The organism is Arthrobacter sp. SD1074B, assembly GCF_056780195.1.
Genome location: NZ_JBRAZT010000001.1, coordinates 3,224,104 through 3,242,247, shown reverse-complemented (window position 1 = coordinate 3,242,247; position 18,144 = coordinate 3,224,104). Strand labels below are relative to the sequence as shown.

Genomic DNA, 18,144 nt, shown 5'->3' with positions numbered 1-18,144 from the left:
GAGCGGACGATACCACCGGCCGGCAGGGGCAGGGCAGGGCCACGCGGCGCAACTGTGGCGGCCGGTGGAAAGGGGGCGGCGCACCCCCCCGGCCGCCGCGGTGCGCGGACGGACCACGAAGGCGCTTGGACCTGGTCAAGGCCGGCCTGAAGCAGGCGTTCGGCCACGGGCGCCCGGCGGATGTTTCGGCAGGCGGCAGACGGCACCCCGGACGCGGCGCCGCCGCCGACGGGTGCTTGACTCCCTTCCCGCCTTCCGCATATCCTGAACGAACGGTCGGTAATTATTTATCGGAAATGCATAGGAGCAACCATGGCATCGCAGACCCTGCAGTCAGTGCCCGCCGAGCCATCGCCGGCGCGGCACGAAACGCGGCACGAAATGAGCCCCGAGGACGCGGCCCGCCGTGATGCCGAGGGACAGGCCTACTTCGACAAAGTCATGGCGGAGGACTCCCGGATCGAACCCCGTGACTGGATGCCCCCGGCCTATCGCAAGACCCTGCTGCGCCAGATCTCGCAGCATGCGCACTCGGAGATCATCGGCATGCAGCCCGAGGCCAACTGGATCTCCCGCGCCCCGAGCCTGAAGCGCAAGGCCATCCTGATGGCCAAGGTCCAGGACGAGGCCGGTCACGGCCTCTACCTCTACTCCGCCGCCGAGACACTTGGCCAGCCGCGCGATCAGATGATGCAGGACCTGATGGACGGCAAGGCGAAGTATTCCTCCATCTTCAACTACCCGGCCCGGACCTGGGCGGATATGGGTGCGATCGGCTGGATGGTCGACGGCGCCGCGATCGCCAACCAGGTGCCGCTCTGCCGGGCCTCCTTCGGCCCCTACGGCCGGGCCATGGTCCGCGTCTGCAAGGAAGAATCCTTCCACCAGCGGCAGGGCTTTGAAATCCTGCTCGAACTCTCGCACGGCACCCCCGAGCAGAAACAGATGGCCCAGGACGCCGTGAACCGCTGGTACGCACCGGCCCTGATGATGTTCGGCCCGCCGGACGACGATTCGCCCAACTCCAAGCAGTCCATGGCCTGGAACATTAAGCGCTTCGGCAATGACGAGCTCCGCAACCGCTTCGTCGGCATGATGATGGAGCAGGTCAAGGTCCTGGGGCTCACCCTGCCGGACAAGGACATCCGCTACAACGAGGAAACCCGCAAGTGGGAGCACGGCCCGCTGGACTGGGATGAGTTCCACGAAGTCCTGGCCGGCCGTGGCCCGTGCAACGCCCAGCGCCTGGAACGGCGCCGCGAAGCCCACCAGAACGGCGCCTGGGTGCGCGAAGCAGCAGCTGCCTACGCAGCGAAGCAGGCCAAAAAGCACGCAGAGAAGGAATTTGCAGCATGACAACCCCCGAACCCCACGCAGGCAACGTCTGGCCTATCTGGGAAGTCTTCGTCCGCTCCAGCCGCGGCCTCTCCCACGTCCACGCCGGCTCCCTGCACGCCCCGGACGCCGCAATGGCGCTTCGCAACGCACGCGACCTTTACACCCGCCGCAATGAGGGCGTGTCCATCTGGGTGGTTCCCGCGGACGCCATCGCCTCCAGCGACCCGGATTCCAAGGGCGCATTCTTCGAGTCGCCGCAGGGCAAGGACTACCGGCATGCGACCTACTACACCAAGAGCGAGGGTGTGAAGCACCTGTGAGCACCCCCGACGCACCCACCGAAACCAGCACTCACGACGGCGGCCACGGGGACATCTCCGTCGGCGTCCAGGCATCCAGCGGCAGTGGCGAGGCAACAGCCAGCGCCACGCGCATCACGCCGGGCAACGCCCTCCGCCCCGAGGACATCGCCCTGGCCGTCAGCCGCGGCACCGCCAAGCCGAGCGAGGACGTCGCAGAACTGGCCCTGCGCCTGGGCGACGACGCCCTGGTCCTGGCGCAGCGCCTGGGCCACTGGATCTCCCGTGCACCCGAGCTCGAAGAAGACATCGCCCTGGGCAACATTGCGCTGGACCAGCTGGGCCACGCCCGGTCCTTCCTGAGCTACGCCGGGGGACTGGACGGCAGGAGCGAGGACGATCTCGCCTACTTCCGCCGTGAGCACGAATTCCGCTCGGTGGAACTGTTCGAACAGCCCAACGGCGACTTCGCGGTCACCATCGCCCGGCAGTTTGTCGTGAGCTATTACCAGTTCGAGCTCTACCGCCGACTGGCCGACTCCACGGACGCCACCCTCGCCGGTATCGCCGCGAAGGCCGTCAAGGAAGTGGACTACCACCGTGACCACAGCGCCCAGTGGGTGCTGCGCCTGGCGCTCGGCACGGACGAGTCCCGCGCGAAGATGATTCACGGCTTCAAGGTCATCTGGCCCTACGTGGACGAACTGTTCCGCGACGACGAATTAACCGGCCGCCTCAGCGAGTCCGGCGCGGCCGTCCAGCCCTCCAGCCTGCGGGCCGAGTTCGACCGCCTCACCGGCGAGGTGCTCGCCGAGGCGGAGCTCGACGTTCCTCAGGTCCAGCCCGCTCCGGGCGGTGGGCGCCGCGGGTTCCACTCCGAGCACCTGGGCTATCTCCTCGCCGAGATGCAGGTCCTGGCGCGCGAATTCCCCGGAGCGAGCTGGTAGCCATGCCGGAGATGTACGTCAGCCACCCTACGGCCGATGCCACGGCACCCGGCGAGCAGAAATCCGCCGAACAGCGGACGGCGGAGCAGAAAGCGTGGGCGGTCGCCGCCACGGTCTGTGACCCGGAAATCCCGGTCCTCACCATTGAGGACCTCGGGATCCTTCGCGGTGTCCGGGTGGACAAGGAACCCAGCGCCGACGACGGCGTGATGGTCCCGGCCGTGCAGGTCACCATTACGCCGACCTACTCGGGCTGCCCCGCCATGGACGCCATCCGCGACGACCTCACGGCGGCCTTCCACCGGGAGGGCTACCCCAGCGTCAACGTCGAACTGGTGCTCTCCCCGGCATGGACCACGGACTGGATGAGCGAGGCCGGCAAGGCCAAGCTGGAGCAATATGGCATCGCCCCGCCCTCGGGCCACTCCAACGCAGTGCGGCACGCCGGGCCCGTCCGGCTGTCCCTGGCGGTCAAATGCCCCCAGTGCTCGTCGCTGAACACCAAGGAACTCACCCGCTTCGGATCCACCTCCTGCAAGGCGCTCTACGTCTGCCAGGACTGCAAGGAACCGTTCGATTACTTCAAAGTTTTGTAAGGAACAGGTGCCCCCATGACTGTTGTCCGCCAGACCGCCGCCGAAGCGGCCACCGCGACCGGCCGCCGTCGTGCGTCCTTCCACACCTTGGCGGTGGACGAAGTCCGCCGGCTCACCGACGACGCGATCGAGGTCACCTTCGGTGTTCCGCCCGAGCTGGCCGGACAGTTCGACTACCTCCCGGGACAGTACGTCGCCCTGCGGACCACCCTGCCGGACGAAAAGGGCGAGCCGCACGAGGTGCGCCGCAGCTACTCGATCTGCGCGGAGCCGCGCAGCTTTGCGGACGGCAGCAGCGAGATCCGCGTCGCCATCAAAAAAGACCTTGGCGGTCTTTTCTCTACTTGGGCCAACGCCGAGCTCAAGGCCGGCGACGTCCTGGACGTGATGAGCCCGATGGGCGCGTTCGTGTCCAAGCACGGCCGCGACGGCAAGCCCGTGGAACAGAACGTCATGAACTCGATGAACCATCCGGAAGAGCTGGCCGGGGAGCCCGGTTCTTTCGTCGCGATCGCCGCCGGCTCCGGCATCACGCCCGTCATCGCGATCGCCCGGACGCTGCTCGCAGCCCACCCGGAAACCCGCTTCGACCTTATCTACGCCAACAAGGCCGCGATGGACGTGATGTTCCTCGAAGAACTTGCCGACCTGAAGGACAAGTACCCCTCACGGCTCGCCCTGCACCACGTGCTCTCGCGCGAACAGCGGATCGCCCCGCTGCTCAGCGGCCGGATCGACGCCGAAAAGCTGCAGGCGCTGCTGGGCACCGCGATCCACGCTGACGACGTCGACGAATGGTTCCTCTGCGGACCGTTTGAGCTCGTCCAACTGTGCCGCGACACCCTCGCGGCCCGCGGCGTGAAGCCGGAGCATGTCCGCTTCGAACTGTTCACCTCCGGCAAGCCGGACCGCCCCGAAGGCAACATCGGCCGGCCAGTGGTTGCGGACGAATCCAAGGAAACGTACAAGATCACCTTCAAGCTCGACGGCCTGCAGGGCGAAGTCGCCAGCCCGACGCACGCCCGCGAATCGATCCTCAACGCGGCCTTGCGGGTCCGGCCGGATGTCCCCTTCGCCTGCGCGGGCGGCGTCTGCGGCACCTGCCGCGCCAAGGTGGTCGCCGGGTCCGTCACGATGGACGAGAACTACGCGCTGGAGCAGGACGAACTGGACAAGGGCTACGTCCTGACCTGCCAGTCCCACCCCACCACCGCTGAAGTCACCGTCGACTTCGACGTTTAACCCTTCCCGAATCCTAGGAGCCGCATGATTTCCCTGACCATCGCCGACGGCATCGCCGAGGTTGTCCTGGACGCACCGCAGAAGCTGAACTCGCTGGACGAACAGGCCCTGCAGGATTTGGCGCAGGCGTACGACGACGCCGCCGGCGCCGCCTCGCGCGGTGAGGTCCGGGCGCTGCTGCTCCGGGGCAAAGGCCGCGCCTTCTGCGCGGGCAGGGACATCTCCGGCGTGACCCCGGACAGCGACGACGCCCAGGCCTACCTGGGCGGGCTGGTCCAGCCGCTCCTGAAAAAGATGAGCTCCTTCCCGGCGCCCACCTTTGCCGCGGCGCAGGGGGCCTGCCTGGGCGTGGGGCTCGGGCTGCTGCTGGCCACCGACGTCGTCTACGTCGCGGACACGGCCAAGTTCGGTTCCCCCTTCGCCAAGCTCGGGGCCACCCTGGACTCCGGCGGCCACTGGTACTTCACCGAACGGCTGGGGATGCACCGCACCCTGGACCTGATCTACACTGCCGAGCTCATGAGCGGCGCCGAGGCCGTCGCCCAGGGGCTGTTCAGCCGCGCGATGCCCGCGGACGAGCTACTGGAGAACACCCGCGGGATCGTCGCCAACGTCGCCACCGGCGCCACCGGGGCGTTCAACGCCAGCAAGGAGCTGGTGGCGCACATCCGCGACCAGCGTCTTGGGCTCTGGGAGGCCATGGAGGAGGAGAACGCCGAGCAGGCCCGCCTCTGCAAGAGCGAAGATTACGCCGAGGGGTTCCGGGCGTTCCAGGAGAAGCGCAGTCCCGTTTTTCGGGGATAGCCGTTAGACTCCCCCCATGACTTGGGGGAAACCAGTAACAAAAGCAGTGATCCCGGCCGCCGGACTTGGCACCCGATTCCTGCCCGCCACGAAGGCAATGCCGAAGGAAATGCTTCCGGTGGTGGACCGTCCGGCCATCCAGTACGTCGTCGAGGAAGCCGTCAAGGCAGGCCTGGACGACATCCTGATGATCACAGGGCGCAGCAAGCGCGCCCTCGAGGACCACTTTGACCGTGAGCCAGGGCTTGAGCGGGCACTGGAGCTCAAGGGTGACACCGAGCGCCTGGCCGCAGTCCAGGAGGCGTCCGACCTTGGACCCATCCACTACGTCCGACAGGGTGAGGCGAAGGGCCTGGGGCACGCAGTCTTGTGCGCCAGGCAGCACGTGGGCAACGATCCGTTCGCCGTCCTCCTGGGCGATGACCTGATCGATGAAGCGGAGGATCTGCTGACCACCATGATGGAGGTGCAGCAGAAGACCGGCGGTTCCGTGATAGCTCTGATCGAGGTGGACCCTTCACAAATCAGCGCTTACGGATGCGCGGACGTCATGGCCATCGAGGGCGAGAGCTTCGTCCGCGTCAACAGCCTTGTGGAGAAGCCGACTGTCAGCGAGGCACCGTCCAACCTGGCCGTCATCGGCCGGTATGTGCTGCAGCCGTCCGTCTTCGACGTACTGGAGACCACTCCGCCGGGCCGCGGCGGCGAGATACAACTGACAGATGCGTTACAGACGCTGGCCGCCGGTGAGGGCGAGGGTTCCGGCGTGTACGGCGTTGTCTTTAGGGGCCGGCGCTACGATACCGGTGACAAGCTCAGCTACCTCAAGGCAGTGATTACCATCGCCTCCGAGCGCGTTGAGTTCGGCGAAGAATTCAAGACCTGGCTCAAGGGCTTCATCAACTGACCCAAGCGCGAACGTACACTTGCGGCCCGCCGCTTGAGCGCGAACGTACACTTGCGGCCCAGCCCAGCGCGGGCGCGGGGCCCGAAGTGTCCGTTCGCGCCCAGGGGTTAGCGGGTATCGAGGTCCTCGAAGACCAGGAAGGTCTGTGTGTCCAGGACCCCGGGCATGGACTGCAACTGGTCGAAGATCACCCGGCGCAGGTCAACGTTGTCTACGGCGCGGACCAGCAGGATCACGTCGAAGTCGCCGCCCACCAGCGCGATGTGGTGCACCTCTGGAATCGCCCGGAGCAGCTCCCGAAGCTCCCGCCAGGAATGCTGGCGCACTTTGAGGGTGACATAGGCGGAGGACTTCAGGCCCGCCTTGATCGGATCCACCAGCGCCGTGAACTTGGTGAGGACCCCTTCGCCGGTCAGCCGGGCAATCCGGGTATACGCGTGGGCCCGGGAAATGTGGACGTTCTCGGCCACCTGGGTCACGGACATCCGGCCGTCCCGGGTCAACTCCGCGATGATGTTCCGGTCCACATCGTCCAGCGGAACCGCCTGGTCCGTCTCTGTCGCTGCCATTCGTCTACAACCCCCGCCGGTAATCCAGCTCACACTTGCATTTCGTCTTCCAGAGTAGGGTAAATTCCGGTAGTTCTCCACAGTTTCGGGTGGCGGTGGATACGAAACCGCTCACGGGACCATACTGGGACCGAATAGTGGCTACAGAAGGACGGACCAATGACGATCTCCGCAGACCATCCTGCGCAGCAGCCGGCCCCCGGGCAGGCGCCCTCGGCTGAGGCGGGAAACGCCGCCAGCGAGGCGGTGCGCAAGTTCGGCATCACGGTTGAGGATTACATGCTGCCCGCCCGGCACCCGATCCAGATCGTAGGTCCGGACGGCGCGGTGAACGCCCACACGGAGCAAGGCGCGCAGCCCGGCCACGAGTACAGCCTTCCCGGGGACGCGGAACTGCTGGCCGCATACGAGCAGCTCGTCGTCGGACGCCGCGTCAACGACCAGAACTCCGCACTGGTCCGGCAGGGCCGGATGGCCGTCTACCCCTCCAGCCACGGCCAGGAGGCCTGCCAGGTCGCGGCCGCGCTCTGCCTGTCCGACGGCGACTGGATGTTCCCCACCTACCGTGACTCCGTGGCCGTGATGGCCCGCGGGGTGGACCCCGTCCAGACCATGACGCTGTTCCGCGGCGACTGGCATGGCGGCTACGATCCCGCCAAGCACAAGGTCGGCATCCAGTGCACCCCGCTGACCACCCAGCTGCTGCACGCCGTCGGCGTCGCGCACGCGGCCAAACTCCGCGGCGAGGACACCGTGGTCCTGGCCATGTGCGGCGACGGCGCTACCAGCGAGGGCGACTTCCACGAGGCGCTGAACTTCGCCGCCGTGTTCCACCTCCCGGTGGTCTTCTTCGTCCAGAACAACCAGTACGCCATCTCCGTACCGCTCGCGCACCAGTCGGTGGCACCGTCCCTCGCGCACAAGGCCGTCGGCTACGGCATGGCCGGCGAACGCGTGGACGGCAACGACATCGTCGCGCTCCTCGCCGTGCTGGGCCGGGCCGTGAAGCTGGCCCGCGACGGTTCCGGCCCGCTGCTGGTGGAAGCGCACACCTACCGGATGCAGGCCCACACCAACGCCGACGACGCCACCCGCTACCGGCAGGACAGCGAAGTGGCCGAATGGCTGGCCAAGGACCCGGTGAGCCGGATGAAAACCTATCTGACGGAACGCGGACTGCTCGACGACGACGGCGCCGCCCGGATCGCCGAAAGGGCCGAAATCGTGGCCGGGCAGCTGCGCGAAGGCCTGAGCGAGGACGTCCCCGTCGATCCCCAGGACCTCTTCAAGTACGTCTTCTCCACCCCGACCCCGCAGTTGCTGGAACAGTCCCACATGCTCGCCGACGAACTGGCGCGCGACGCCGCCTCCGCCACGACTTCCGAGGAGTCCGCACGATGAGCCCCACCATCACCACCTCCTCCGAAGCGAACGGCAACGTCAGTGCCGCCACCGCCCGGGCAGCCGCCAAGGCCGCTGTCGAAGCCGAAAAAACAGGCCCGCAGACCATCACCCTGGCCAAGGCGCTCAACAGCGCCATGGCCGACGCCATGCACGCCGATGACTCCGTCCTGGTCTTCGGCGAGGACGTCGGTATGCTCGGCGGGGTTTTCCGGATCACCGACGGGCTCACCAAGACCTTTGGGCAGAGCCGCTGCTTCGACACTCCGCTGGCCGAATCCGGCATTGTGGGCATGGCCGTGGGCATGGCCATGAACGGCATGCGCCCGGTCATCGAAATGCAGTTCGACGCCTTCGCCTACCCGGCGTTCGAACAGATCGTCAGCCACGTCGCTAAGATGCACAACCGCACCAAGGGCACGGTGAAGCTGCCGATCGTCATCCGCGTCCCGTACGCCGGCGGCATCGGCGGAGTGGAGCACCACTGCGACTCCTCCGAGGCCTACTACGCCCACACCGCGGGCCTCAAGGTCTTCACCCCGGCCACCGTGGCCGACGGCTACCGGATGCTCCGCGAAGCCATCGACTCGGACGACCCGGTGATGTTCATGGAGCCCAAGAAGATGTACTGGTCCAAGGACCAGGTGGACCTGGGCGCGCTCCGCGCCGAGCACGCCGCTAACATCGAACGCGGGACCTCCTCGGAGGGCCGCGCCGCCGTCGCCCGTCCCGGCACCGACGCCACGCTCATCGCCTACGGCCCGTCCGTCCCGACGGCGCTCGCCGCAGCGGCCGCCGCCGCCGAGGAGGGCCGCTCACTTGAGGTGATCGACGTCCGCTCGATCGTGCCATTCGACGACGAGACGATCTGCGCCTCGGTGCGCAAGACCGGCCGCGCCGTCGTCATCGCGGAGGCGCACGGCTTCGCCTCCGTCGCCTCGGAAATCGTGGCCCGGGTCCAGGAACGCTGCTTCCACCACCTCGCCGCCCCGATCCGCCGGGTCACCGGCTTCGACGTGCCGTACCCGGCGCCGAAACTCGAGCACTACTACCTGCCCGGCGTGGACCGCATCCTCGACGCCGTTGACGACCTCCAGTGGGAAGACTGACCATGAATAAGCCGAAAGTATTCCTCCTGCCGGACCTCGGCGAGGGCCTCACCGAAGCTGAGCTCGTCAACTGGCTCGTCGCCGTGGGTGACGAGATCCGCGTCGACCAGCCGATCGCCGAGGTGGAGACCGCCAAGTCCATGGTCGAGGTCCCCTCCCCGTACGCCGGCACCGTCGCCGTACTGTACGGCGAGCCGGGCCAGACGCTCGACGTCGGGAAGCCGCTGATTTCTGTGACTCCGGTTGGGGCTTCTGCGGCCGCCGCTACAGGCAATGCCGCCCCCGGTGGGGCCGGCGCGGATGATGCCGCCCCCGCCCCTTCGCCGGACAGCATCCGTCCTGCGGACGATGCTGCCGGCTCAGACAGGCCCGATGCCACTCCCGGGGCGGCATCATCCGCGCCGGCCGGGTTCGCTTCTGACTCGCCTGCTGCTGCTGTTGCCGCTGAGGTTTACCGCGAGGAGGAGAAGGCTGGGTCGGGCAATGTGCTCATTGGGTATGGGACTCCGGGCGGGCACGGGGTGGCGAGGCGGACGCGGGCTCCTAAGCGGGCTGGCTTGGCCGAACCTGCGGCTCAGGTGGCGGCGGCGGAGAAAGCTGCCGATGATTTGTTGCTGTTGCGGACCCGGGTTCCGGGGAAGCTGGGGGCCGTGATTTCTCCGCTGGTCCGGCGAATGGCGCGGGACCACGGGGTTGACCTGGGGGAGCTTCAGGGCTCCGGGACCAGCGGGCTGATCATGCGCCGCGACGTCGAGGCTGCGATCACGCCCGCTCCGGCAACCGGGCGCCCCGCCGCCGAAGCCCAGGTGCCGGCAAGGGACGGCGGCACCGACGCGCGGACCGGGCTTGGCATTTCCGGGCGCACCCCGGTCCGGGGCGTGCGCAAGGCCGTGGCTGCGAATATGAGCCGCAGCCGGTCCGAGATCCCCGAGGCCACCGTCTGGGTTGACGTGGACGCCACGGCCCTGGTGGAGCTGCGTGCCGCGCTGAAGAAGGCCGATCCGCACCGCACGCCGGGCCTGCTGGCATTCATCGCCCGCTTCGTCACGGCCGGGCTCAAGAAGTTCCCGGAGCTGAACACCCGGATCGTGACCACCGAGGACACCGCCGGCGGCGCCAGCCAGGAAATCGTGGCCTTCGACGGCGTCAACCTCGGCTTCGCCGCCCAGACGGACCGGGGACTGATGGTCCCCTCGGTGCACAACGCGGACAAACTCAGCGCCCGCGAGTTGGACGCCGAGATCCGGCGGCTCACCGCCGTCGTCCGCGAGGGCAAGGCGACACCCGCGGAACTGGGCAGCGGCACCTTCACGCTGAACAACTACGGCGTCTTCGGCGTGGACGGCTCAGCGGCGATCATCAACCATCCCGAGGTGGGTATCCTCGGCGTCGGCCGCATCATCGACAAGCCGTGGGTGGTCAATGGGGAGCTCGCCGTCCGCAAGGTCACCGAGCTGACGCTCACCTTCGACCACCGTGTGTGCGACGGCGGAACCGCCGGCGGTTTCCTGCGCTACGTGGCCGACGCGATCGAAAATCCGGGGTCCGTGCTGGCCGACCTGTGAGGCTGGAGGCTAGTGCACGGTTGCGCGGCCAGGGACCTGGCCCGGCGGCGCTTTGGACAGCAGCGTCCGCGCTGCCATCTGGGCCATCTTCCGGGTCGCCGGCGACAAGTAGGCGCCCTCCCGCTGGATCAAGGCGATCGTGTCGAACAAGGGCTCTGCGAACGGGGCGGCATGGACGTTTTTCGGGAAGGCGGGCCCGTTGACGATCGCCTGGGGAACAAAAGAGTCAGCCGCGCCTGCGGCGACCAGCCCCAGCGCGGTGTCGACATGTTCCACCTCGATGGCCGGATCGATTTTCAGCCCCTTGAGGTGGGCGCGTTCCAGAATCTGCCGGCGGGTGGGGTCACGCCAGCCGGCGAAGGCGTCGTAGAGCACCAGCTTCGACTCGGCGAGTTCCTCGATGGTGACCGGGCCGCGAGAAGGATGCCGGGTGGCCGATACAAAAAACACTTCGTCGCGGAAGAGCGGCCGCACCTGAAGGCCGGCTTCCGCCACCGGCAGGACGATCAGCCCGGCCTCGATTTCGCCCGACACCACTGATTCGGCCACTGTCACCGAGTTCAACCCGACGAGGCGAACCCTGACTTTCGGGTACCGGCGGTGGAAGCGCTGCACCAGGTCGGCGAGGTCGTAGTGGGCTCCGTACCGCAGCACTCCGAAGGTGCAGACGCCTCCCTCCAGCGCCGACATCGACCGCAGTGCCTCAACGCCGTTGTCGAACGAGGTGATCGATTGCAGTGCGTGCACCTGCAGTTCCACCGCCGCCGTGGTGGGGATGAGCCGTCGCCCGCCGCGGGTGAACAGGCTGTGCTGAAGCTCCTGTTCGAGCCTGCTGATGAGTTCGGAGACGGACGCCTGGCTTGTTTCCAGCTTTCGCGCGGCAGCGGTGAAGGAACCGAGCTCGTAGGCCGCTAAGAAGGCCCTGAGTTGCGCGAGTGTCATGGCTAACCCTGGTTCTCAGTAAGACATCAGGCAGGTTTGCAGACAACGTTGCGGGGTGAACCGCTCGGGTGGCGCGGACAAAATCAGCTATCTTAAGCATAGGGCAACCCTGTATGAGGCACATGTTGGGGTCCCGTTGTGCGATGGCATGGGCGTCAGTAGCTTTAGGCCATGCACATCACCGAGCGTGACCGGGCTCACATTCCGGGGAACTTCACCACCCTCAAGGCCCCCGCCATCGAGGACGTGCCGGCGCAACGGCTTCCCGAAGTCGTGGAAACCGTATCCGCGATGCTGGGTGACATTGAGAGCCGGGGCATGGACGCGGTCGCCATGTACGCCCGTGAGCTGGACGGGTGGCAAGGTGCGAATCTGGAGATCAGCCAGAACGACCTGGCCAAGACCGGTGAGTCGCTCTCCCCGGAGCTGAGGGAGGCCCTGCTGGCCAGCGCCGAACGCACCCGCCTGTTCGCGGTAGAGCAGCGCGAACACCTCACCGATTTTGAAGTCGAGCTCATCCCGGGAGTCTTCACCGGACAAAAGTACGTTCCGGTGGCACGCGTCGGAGCGTACCTTCCGGCGGGCCGGTTCCCGATCCTTGCCAGCGCCTTCATGACGGTGGGGGTCGCCAAGGCCGCCGGCGTCTCCAACGTCCTGGCCTGCACGCCGCCAACCTCCCAAGGCCGAGGCAACCCGGCAGTGCTGTACGCCGCGTACCTGGCCGGCGTGGACAGGGCGTTTGCCATCGGCGGGGTGCAGGCCCTGGCCGCCTTGGCCTTCGGGCTCCTGGGGGAGCAACCGGTCGACATCCTGGTCGGAGCCGGCAACGCCTATGTCACCGAGGCCAAGCGGCAGCTGTTCGGACGCGTCGGCATCGATCTGCTGGCGGGCCCGTCCGAGGTCGCCGTGATCGCCGACGAATCTGCCGATGCGGAGCTCGTCGCCGCCGACCTCCTTGGCCAGGCCGAACACGGCCCGCAGTCGCCGGCCTCCCTCGTCACCACTTCCCACGAACTCGGGGAAGAGGTCATCAGGTACATCAACAAGCAGCTGCGGACGCTGGCCACACGGGACATTGCCGGGCCCGCCTGGCGGGACTACGGCACCGTGTATGTGGCCGAGGACCGGGAAACGGCCGTGCGGATCATGGACCTGCTGGCACCGGAACACCTGGAAATCCAGACCTCGGACGACGTCTACTACCACCAGAACCTGCAGAACTACGGCTCCATCTTCCTGGGCCAGTGGTCGACGGTGGCCTACTCGGACAAGGGCTCATCCGGCACGAACCACGTGCTCCCGACCGGAGGGGGCGCCCGGTCCTCGGCCGGGCTCTCCGTGTCCCGCTTCCTCAAACCCCTTACCTTCCAGCGCGTCGAAAAAAGTGCAACCCCGCGTCTGGCCAATTACGTCACCACAATCTCCGACACCGAAGGAATGGCAGCCCATAAGGCCACCGCCACTCTGCGGCTCGACCGCTTCAACCGGTAGAAATCCATCTCTAGCAAAAGGCACCTCATGATGAATACAAAAATCCTCCGCAAGCGTTTCGCTGCATTGGTGCCCATGGGCGTTGCCGTGGCCCTCGCCATGACCGCCTGTGGCTCAGGAGGCGGCGGGGGCGGGGCCAGCGGCGGCGGTGACCAGAAGACCATCACCATCGCCACGTCCAATGACGCCCCCTTCTCCTTTACCGACCAGGCCTCCGGCGAGCTCAAGGGCATCGACGGGGAAATGATCAACGCGATCGCCCAGGCCAAGGGCTGGAAGATCAAGGTCTTCACCTCCGAATACGCGACCCTGATCGCCGCGCTCAACGCCAAGAAAGCCGACGTGATCGTGGACGCCATGTACATTACCGACGAGCGGAAGAAGCAAATCAACTTCACCGACCCTTGGTACACGGAAGGTGAGGCGATGGTGGTGCCGGCGGACTCAACGCTGGCCTCCCGCGACGACGTGAAGGGCAAGGTTCTTGGCGCCCAGACCGGCACCGTGTTCAAGGACCTCGTCGACAGCCTGGGCGGCAGCCAGGTCAAGCTGTTCGACTCGCAGGCTTCGCTGCTTGCGGCCGTGGAAAACAAGCAGGTTGATGCGGTCTTCACCGACAGCGCCGTAATCGGCTACAGCCTGGTCCAGAAGCCGAACCCCAAGCTGAAGCTCGTCTCCCCCTACAAGCCCTTCTACCCGGGCATTATCGGCGCCGGCGTCCGCAAGGAGGATTCGCAGCTCCTGCAGGACCTGAACTCCGGCCTGGCTGACCTCAAGAAGACGCCCAAGTACCTGGAGATCCTCAAGAAATACGGGCTGACCGAAGCCAACGCCGTCAAATAAGTTCCAGCATCATGCGGGGCTGGCGGGCATGCGATCCGCAACCGCGGAGCACGCCGGCCCCGCCCGACCCTAACCTAGGGATTATCAGTGGACTTCATTACCAACACCATGGCCGTGTTCCCGGCACTCCTGCAGGCCGTTCCCGTCGTCGTGCAACTGGCACTTGGCGCTATGGCACTGGCCCTGGTACTGGGCCTCCTGATTGCCCTGGCCAGGATTTCCTCGATCAAAATCCTCCGCGGCATCGCCACGTTCTACCTGGAGGTGATCCGGGGGACTCCGCTGCTGGTGCAGCTGGTCTACATCTTCTTCGTCCTCCCCAGCATCGGCGTGAGTATCGAACCCGTCCCGGCCGGCATCCTGGGCCTGGGCCTTAACTACGCGGCCTACCTTTCCGAGGTCTTCCGCTCCGCCATCCTTTCCGTGGAGCACGGCCAGACTGAAGCCGCGCTGTCCCTGGGGTACACGCCAACCAAGACGCTGTGGAAGGTGGTTATCCCGCAGTCCTTCGTGGTGTCCATGGGGCCGATCGGCAACTACTTCATTGCGATGATCAAGGACACCGCACTGACGTCGGTGATCGCCGTGACGGAGATCCTGAAGACCGCCAACATCCTTAACAGCCAGACATTCCAGACCACGGCCATCTACACCGCCGCGGCCATTCTCTATCTGATCATCAGCCTCCCACTCTCACGCGTCGTGGTGGTGCTTGAACGAAAGGCACGGGCCAATGGCTGACGAGACCATCATCGACGTCCGCGATGTCCACAAGACATTCGTTTCCGAGACAAAACCGAGCCTGTGGAAAAGACTTTCCGGCAAGCCGCACGTGCAGAAACGGGTGGAGGTCCTCAAAGGCGTGGACCTTGTTGTGCACCGCGGCGAGACCATCGCCATACTGGGCTCCAGCGGTTCCGGCAAAAGCACCCTGCTGCGCTGCATCAACAAGCTGGAGACCATCGACGCCGGCCGCATCTACGTCAACGGCCACCTGATCGGCTACGAGGAGCGCGGCGGCGAACTGATCGCCGAGAAAGCGTCCATCACGGCGCAAAAACGAACGGACATCGGCTTCGTTTTCCAGCACTTCAACCTGTTCCTGAATAAAACGGCGCTGGGGAATGTCATGGCGCCGTTACGCGACGTCAAGAAGCTCTCTGCGGCGGAGGCCAGGAAGGTGGCCGTCCCCAACCTCGAGATGGTGGGCCTGGGCGACAAAATGGACAACTATCCCAGCAAGCTCTCCGGCGGCCAGAAGCAGCGGGTGGCCATTGCCCGCGCCCTGGCGATGGAGCCGAGCGTCATGCTCTTCGATGAGCCGACCTCCGCCCTGGATCCGGAGCTGGTGGGCGAGGTCCTGTCCGTAATCAAGAAAATCGCGCAGCAGGGCACCACCATGGTGATCGTCACCCATGAGATGCAGTTCGCCCGGGACATAGCAGACCGGATCGTTGTCATGGATCAGGGGGTCATTGTGGAGGAGGGGCCGCCCAGCCGAATTTTTACCGCTCCGCAGCATCCAAAAACACGGGCGCTGCTGAGCCGCTCGGGCATTCTGCCGGCGTAGGAAGCCGGATTTAAGCGGGCGGGGTCGGGGACGCGGACGGGTGCCGCTTCCGGGCATTCCCGCAAGCCCGCGGGTAGAATCGTGGCCAGAACATCGCACCAACCACGCCGGCGCAAGCGCCGGACTACGGAGATTTCATGTCACGATGGCTCGACGTCGGCCAGGGCAACTACCTGCTGACCACCCAGGGATCCCTACTCAACACCGGGTTGGTGGTGGGCGCCGAACGCGCCATGGTGATCGACACCGGCGGCGGGCCCCGGCAGGGGCGCGAAATCCTGGACGCCGTGCGGGAAAAGACCCAACTGCCGCTGGTGGTCGTGAACTCGCACGCCCACTACGACCACTTCTTCGGCAACGCCGTGTTCGCCGACGACGGCGTGACCGAGTTCTGGGGGCACGAAAACTGCGCCGCGGACATCGATGAGAACGGGGACGCCCAGCGGGAGCGCGTAGCGGCGGCGGAACCGGAAATGGCCGCCGGCCAGGGCGCATTGGTGGAGCTGGTGGTTCCGAACGCCATCGTCAAGGACCAGCCGGTCCTGGTGGATCTGGGCGGCCAGACCGCAACGCTGTTTTACCTGGGACGCGGGCACACCGACGGCGACCTGCTGGTGGGCACGGGCACCACACTCTACGCCGGCGACCTTGTGGAGCAAGGCGCGCACCCGTCTTTCGAGGATTCCTTCCCGGAGGAATGGGCCGATGCCCTCCGGCATATTTCCGCGCTCCGGCACCGCTACGAATTCCTGATCCCGGGCCACGGCGAACCCTGCAGCGACCAGTTCGTCAAGACCATGGCCAACACCATGAGCACGGCGGTGCGGCAGGCCACCCAGGCCACCCGCGAGACGCCGAACGACGCCACCAAAGCCATCCCCATCCTGCCCTACGGGCCCGAGCAATCCCGGTGGTTCATCAAGCGCCTGCAGGAAACCCGGGCCCACCACTAAGACGGCTCCCCGCCCGGCGCCACACCCGGCCTCGCGCCGGGCCGGGAAGCGGCTGTGAGGTGGCCGAAGATAAGGGTGCTCACGACTGCGCCTAGACTTGCACTTTGAAAGAAGTCACAACAAGCGCCGCAGCGTGCTCCGCGGTGAGTCCTGGGGGAGAAACCAAGAGATGCCCGAATCGGTGGAAGACAACTCAGCTGCCACTGCTGAAAACTCAGGCCAGCCTGAACTTCGCCGCCGCCGCGACCTGCGTCGCGCCGACGGTGGGGATCCCGCTGTCCGGACAGGAACCATGCCGGTCGTCAACCCCCGCAGCATCCCCGCGGAAACCCCAGCCCGCCCTGCTCCGCCGCGCAGCAGCTCCTGGGCCGCGGCCGCAGAGGCCGCCGATGAGCGCTTTGGCCCGGCCACGGGGGCCACTCCGGTGATCAGCCAGGTCCCGGCCGCGCCGAAGCCGCCGGCTACCCCGCCGACGTCGGCCGCCCCGCCGGCGGCAGAGCAGCCGGCGGACCCGGCGGACACTCCTGCCCCGGCGGCGGACCCGGCAACCGCCGCAGTGCCCCCGCCGCCTACCCGCGCCACCCGATCGGCGAGCCGGGCCGCGGCCCTGGCCAACGCGCCGGTGCCGGACTTCATCAGTTCGCCCGGCCTCTTCGTCCGGGAACAGAAGCCCCGGCCGGTCGGCGGCTTCCGCGGCGCCCTCTACAAGATGACCGGCGGCAGCCTGAACTTGGGCCCGAGCGCCCGGCAACGCGAAGAGGACGAACTCGCGCGGCGGATTTCCCGCCAGCTCCAAGGCAGCTACAACACCGCGGTGCTGAGCCTCAAGGGCGGCATCGGCAAGACCTCCACCACGGTCGGCGTCGGGCTCACCCTGGCCGAATACCGGGGCGACCCGCCGTGCGCCATCGACGCCAACCCGGACTCGGGCGACCTCGTGGAGCGTGCCCTGGGCGAAGGGATCTACCAGCAGCAGGCGCCGCGGACCATCAGCGACCTGCTCCGCAACGTCGACTCGATCGATTCGCTGACCGCCCTGGCCCGCTACATGCACCACGCGGGCCGGCTGCACCTGATCGCGGGAGAACAGGACCCGGAGGTGTCCGACTCGCTTACCGCCGAGGAGTACCTGCGCATCCGCAAGCTCATCTCCGGCTACTACTCGGTGGCCCTCACCGACTGCGGCACCGGCGTCACCCACAACGCCATGAGCGGGATCCTGCAGTCCGCGGACAACCTGATCATCGCGGCGGGCTACGCCGTCAGCGGCGCCAAGCGGGCCCGAAGCACCCTGCACTGGCTCGCGAGCCATGGCTACGAGGACCTGGCACGGAACGCCGTTGTCGTCATCACGGACAAGGACGAGGTCTCCTCCCGGGTGGACAAGGACGCCATTGAGGACCACCTCGCCGGCATCTGCCGCCAGCTGATCGCCGTCCCGCATGACCGCGGCGTGGCCGACGGCGACCTCGTCACTCTCGACGTCCTCCGGCCGGAGACCCGGCGGGCATACCGGGAAATTGCCGCCGCAATCGTCGACGGCTACGTATAACCGCTACATTTAGGCC

The 18,144-nt window shown here is 66.7% G+C and carries 18 protein-coding genes; 16 read left to right on the top strand and 2 right to left on the bottom strand.

From position 1 onward, the window contains the following. Nucleotides 1–312: 312 nt before the first annotated feature. Genes paaA through galU form a run of 7 tightly spaced genes read left to right on the top strand, consistent with a single transcriptional unit; the run spans nt 313 to nt 6,133 of the window. The gene (paaA, locus tag ACUYM2_RS15065; protein ID WP_481600775.1) at nt 313–1,356 is read left to right on the top strand and encodes a 1,2-phenylacetyl-CoA epoxidase subunit PaaA; all 1,044 of its coding nucleotides are present in this window, start codon (nt 313–315) and stop codon (nt 1,354–1,356) included. Further along, nucleotides 1,353–1,658: a 1,2-phenylacetyl-CoA epoxidase subunit PaaB gene (paaB, locus tag ACUYM2_RS15060; protein ID WP_136321706.1), complete on the top strand. Its 306-nt coding sequence runs from the start codon at nt 1,353–1,355 to the stop codon at nt 1,656–1,658. The genes paaA and paaB overlap by 4 nt, the downstream gene beginning before the upstream one ends. Continuing rightward, on the top strand, nt 1,655–2,584 hold the full coding sequence (gene paaC, locus ACUYM2_RS15055) for a 1,2-phenylacetyl-CoA epoxidase subunit PaaC (protein ID WP_481600774.1): 930 nt from the start codon (nt 1,655–1,657) through the stop codon (nt 2,582–2,584). The genes paaB and paaC overlap by 4 nt, the downstream gene beginning before the upstream one ends. An 11-nt stretch (nt 2,585–2,595) precedes the next feature. Continuing rightward, nucleotides 2,596–3,180, top strand: coding sequence for a 1,2-phenylacetyl-CoA epoxidase subunit PaaD (paaD, locus tag ACUYM2_RS15050; protein ID WP_481601505.1), 585 nt, complete (start codon nt 2,596–2,598; stop codon nt 3,178–3,180). 15 nt (nt 3,181–3,195) lie between these two features. Further along, nucleotides 3,196–4,422, top strand: a complete 1,227-nt coding sequence (gene paaE / locus ACUYM2_RS15045; RefSeq protein ID WP_481600773.1) for a 1,2-phenylacetyl-CoA epoxidase subunit PaaE — start codon at nt 3,196–3,198, stop codon at nt 4,420–4,422. Nucleotides 4,423–4,446: 24 nt separating this feature from the next. Next, nucleotides 4,447–5,226, top strand: a complete 780-nt coding sequence (locus tag ACUYM2_RS15040; protein ID WP_481600772.1) for an enoyl-CoA hydratase/isomerase family protein — start codon at nt 4,447–4,449, stop codon at nt 5,224–5,226. Between the two features lie 16 nt (nt 5,227–5,242). After that, nucleotides 5,243–6,133: a UTP--glucose-1-phosphate uridylyltransferase GalU gene (gene galU / locus ACUYM2_RS15035; RefSeq protein ID WP_481600771.1), complete on the top strand. Its 891-nt coding sequence runs from the start codon at nt 5,243–5,245 to the stop codon at nt 6,131–6,133. A gap of 107 nt (nt 6,134–6,240) precedes the next feature. Here the strand turns inward: galU and ACUYM2_RS15030 are convergent, their stop codons facing one another. Continuing rightward, nucleotides 6,241–6,702, bottom strand: coding sequence for an Lrp/AsnC family transcriptional regulator (locus tag ACUYM2_RS15030; protein WP_481600770.1), 462 nt, complete (start codon nt 6,700–6,702; stop codon nt 6,241–6,243). A 159-nt stretch (nt 6,703–6,861) separates the two neighbouring features. Between ACUYM2_RS15030 and ACUYM2_RS15025 the strand changes: the two genes are divergently transcribed. From ACUYM2_RS15025 to ACUYM2_RS15015, 3 genes are read left to right on the top strand one after another with little or no spacing between them, the layout of a single operon-like run. Further along, on the top strand, nt 6,862–8,103 hold the full coding sequence (locus ACUYM2_RS15025; RefSeq protein ID WP_481600769.1) for a thiamine pyrophosphate-dependent dehydrogenase E1 component subunit alpha: 1,242 nt from the start codon (nt 6,862–6,864) through the stop codon (nt 8,101–8,103). Beyond that, nucleotides 8,100–9,212, top strand: coding sequence for an alpha-ketoacid dehydrogenase subunit beta (locus tag ACUYM2_RS15020; protein ID WP_481600768.1), 1,113 nt, complete (start codon nt 8,100–8,102; stop codon nt 9,210–9,212). The genes ACUYM2_RS15025 and ACUYM2_RS15020 overlap by 4 nt, the downstream gene beginning before the upstream one ends. Before the next feature lie 2 nt (nt 9,213–9,214). Beyond that, on the top strand, nt 9,215–10,777 hold the full coding sequence (locus ACUYM2_RS15015) for a dihydrolipoamide acetyltransferase family protein (RefSeq protein ID WP_481600767.1): 1,563 nt from the start codon (nt 9,215–9,217) through the stop codon (nt 10,775–10,777). Between the two features lie 9 nt (nt 10,778–10,786). Here ACUYM2_RS15015 and ACUYM2_RS15010 read toward each other — a convergent pair whose 3' ends face one another. Continuing rightward, nucleotides 10,787–11,719, bottom strand: coding sequence for a LysR family transcriptional regulator (locus tag ACUYM2_RS15010; RefSeq protein WP_481600766.1), 933 nt, complete (start codon nt 11,717–11,719; stop codon nt 10,787–10,789). A gap of 171 nt (nt 11,720–11,890) precedes the next feature. Here ACUYM2_RS15010 and hisD point away from each other — a divergent pair, with 171 nt between their 5' ends. The 6 genes from hisD to ACUYM2_RS14980 all read left to right on the top strand — a co-directional run bounded on the left by hisD (nt 11,891) and on the right by ACUYM2_RS14980 (nt 18,128). Beyond that, nucleotides 11,891–13,210: a histidinol dehydrogenase gene (hisD, locus tag ACUYM2_RS15005; protein WP_481600765.1), complete on the top strand. Its 1,320-nt coding sequence runs from the start codon at nt 11,891–11,893 to the stop codon at nt 13,208–13,210. A 30-nt stretch (nt 13,211–13,240) separates the two neighbouring features. Then, complete coding sequence (locus ACUYM2_RS15000; protein ID WP_481600764.1) at nt 13,241–14,053, top strand: ABC transporter substrate-binding protein; 813 nt, start codon at nt 13,241–13,243, stop codon at nt 14,051–14,053. An 87-nt stretch (nt 14,054–14,140) separates the two neighbouring features. Then, nucleotides 14,141–14,794 (top strand): amino acid ABC transporter permease, encoded by a 654-nt coding sequence (locus ACUYM2_RS14995; protein WP_346957728.1) that lies wholly within the window; start codon nt 14,141–14,143, stop codon nt 14,792–14,794. Next, nucleotides 14,787–15,623, top strand: coding sequence for an amino acid ABC transporter ATP-binding protein (locus ACUYM2_RS14990; protein WP_481600763.1), 837 nt, complete (start codon nt 14,787–14,789; stop codon nt 15,621–15,623). The genes ACUYM2_RS14995 and ACUYM2_RS14990 overlap by 8 nt, the downstream gene beginning before the upstream one ends. Nucleotides 15,624–15,760: 137 nt before the next feature. Then, on the top strand, nt 15,761–16,576 hold the full coding sequence (locus ACUYM2_RS14985; RefSeq protein ID WP_481600762.1) for an MBL fold metallo-hydrolase: 816 nt from the start codon (nt 15,761–15,763) through the stop codon (nt 16,574–16,576). Between the two features lie 292 nt (nt 16,577–16,868). After that, nucleotides 16,869–18,128 (top strand): MinD/ParA family ATP-binding protein, encoded by a 1,260-nt coding sequence (locus ACUYM2_RS14980; protein ID WP_481600761.1) that lies wholly within the window; start codon nt 16,869–16,871, stop codon nt 18,126–18,128. Nucleotides 18,129–18,144: the final 16 nt, after the last annotated feature.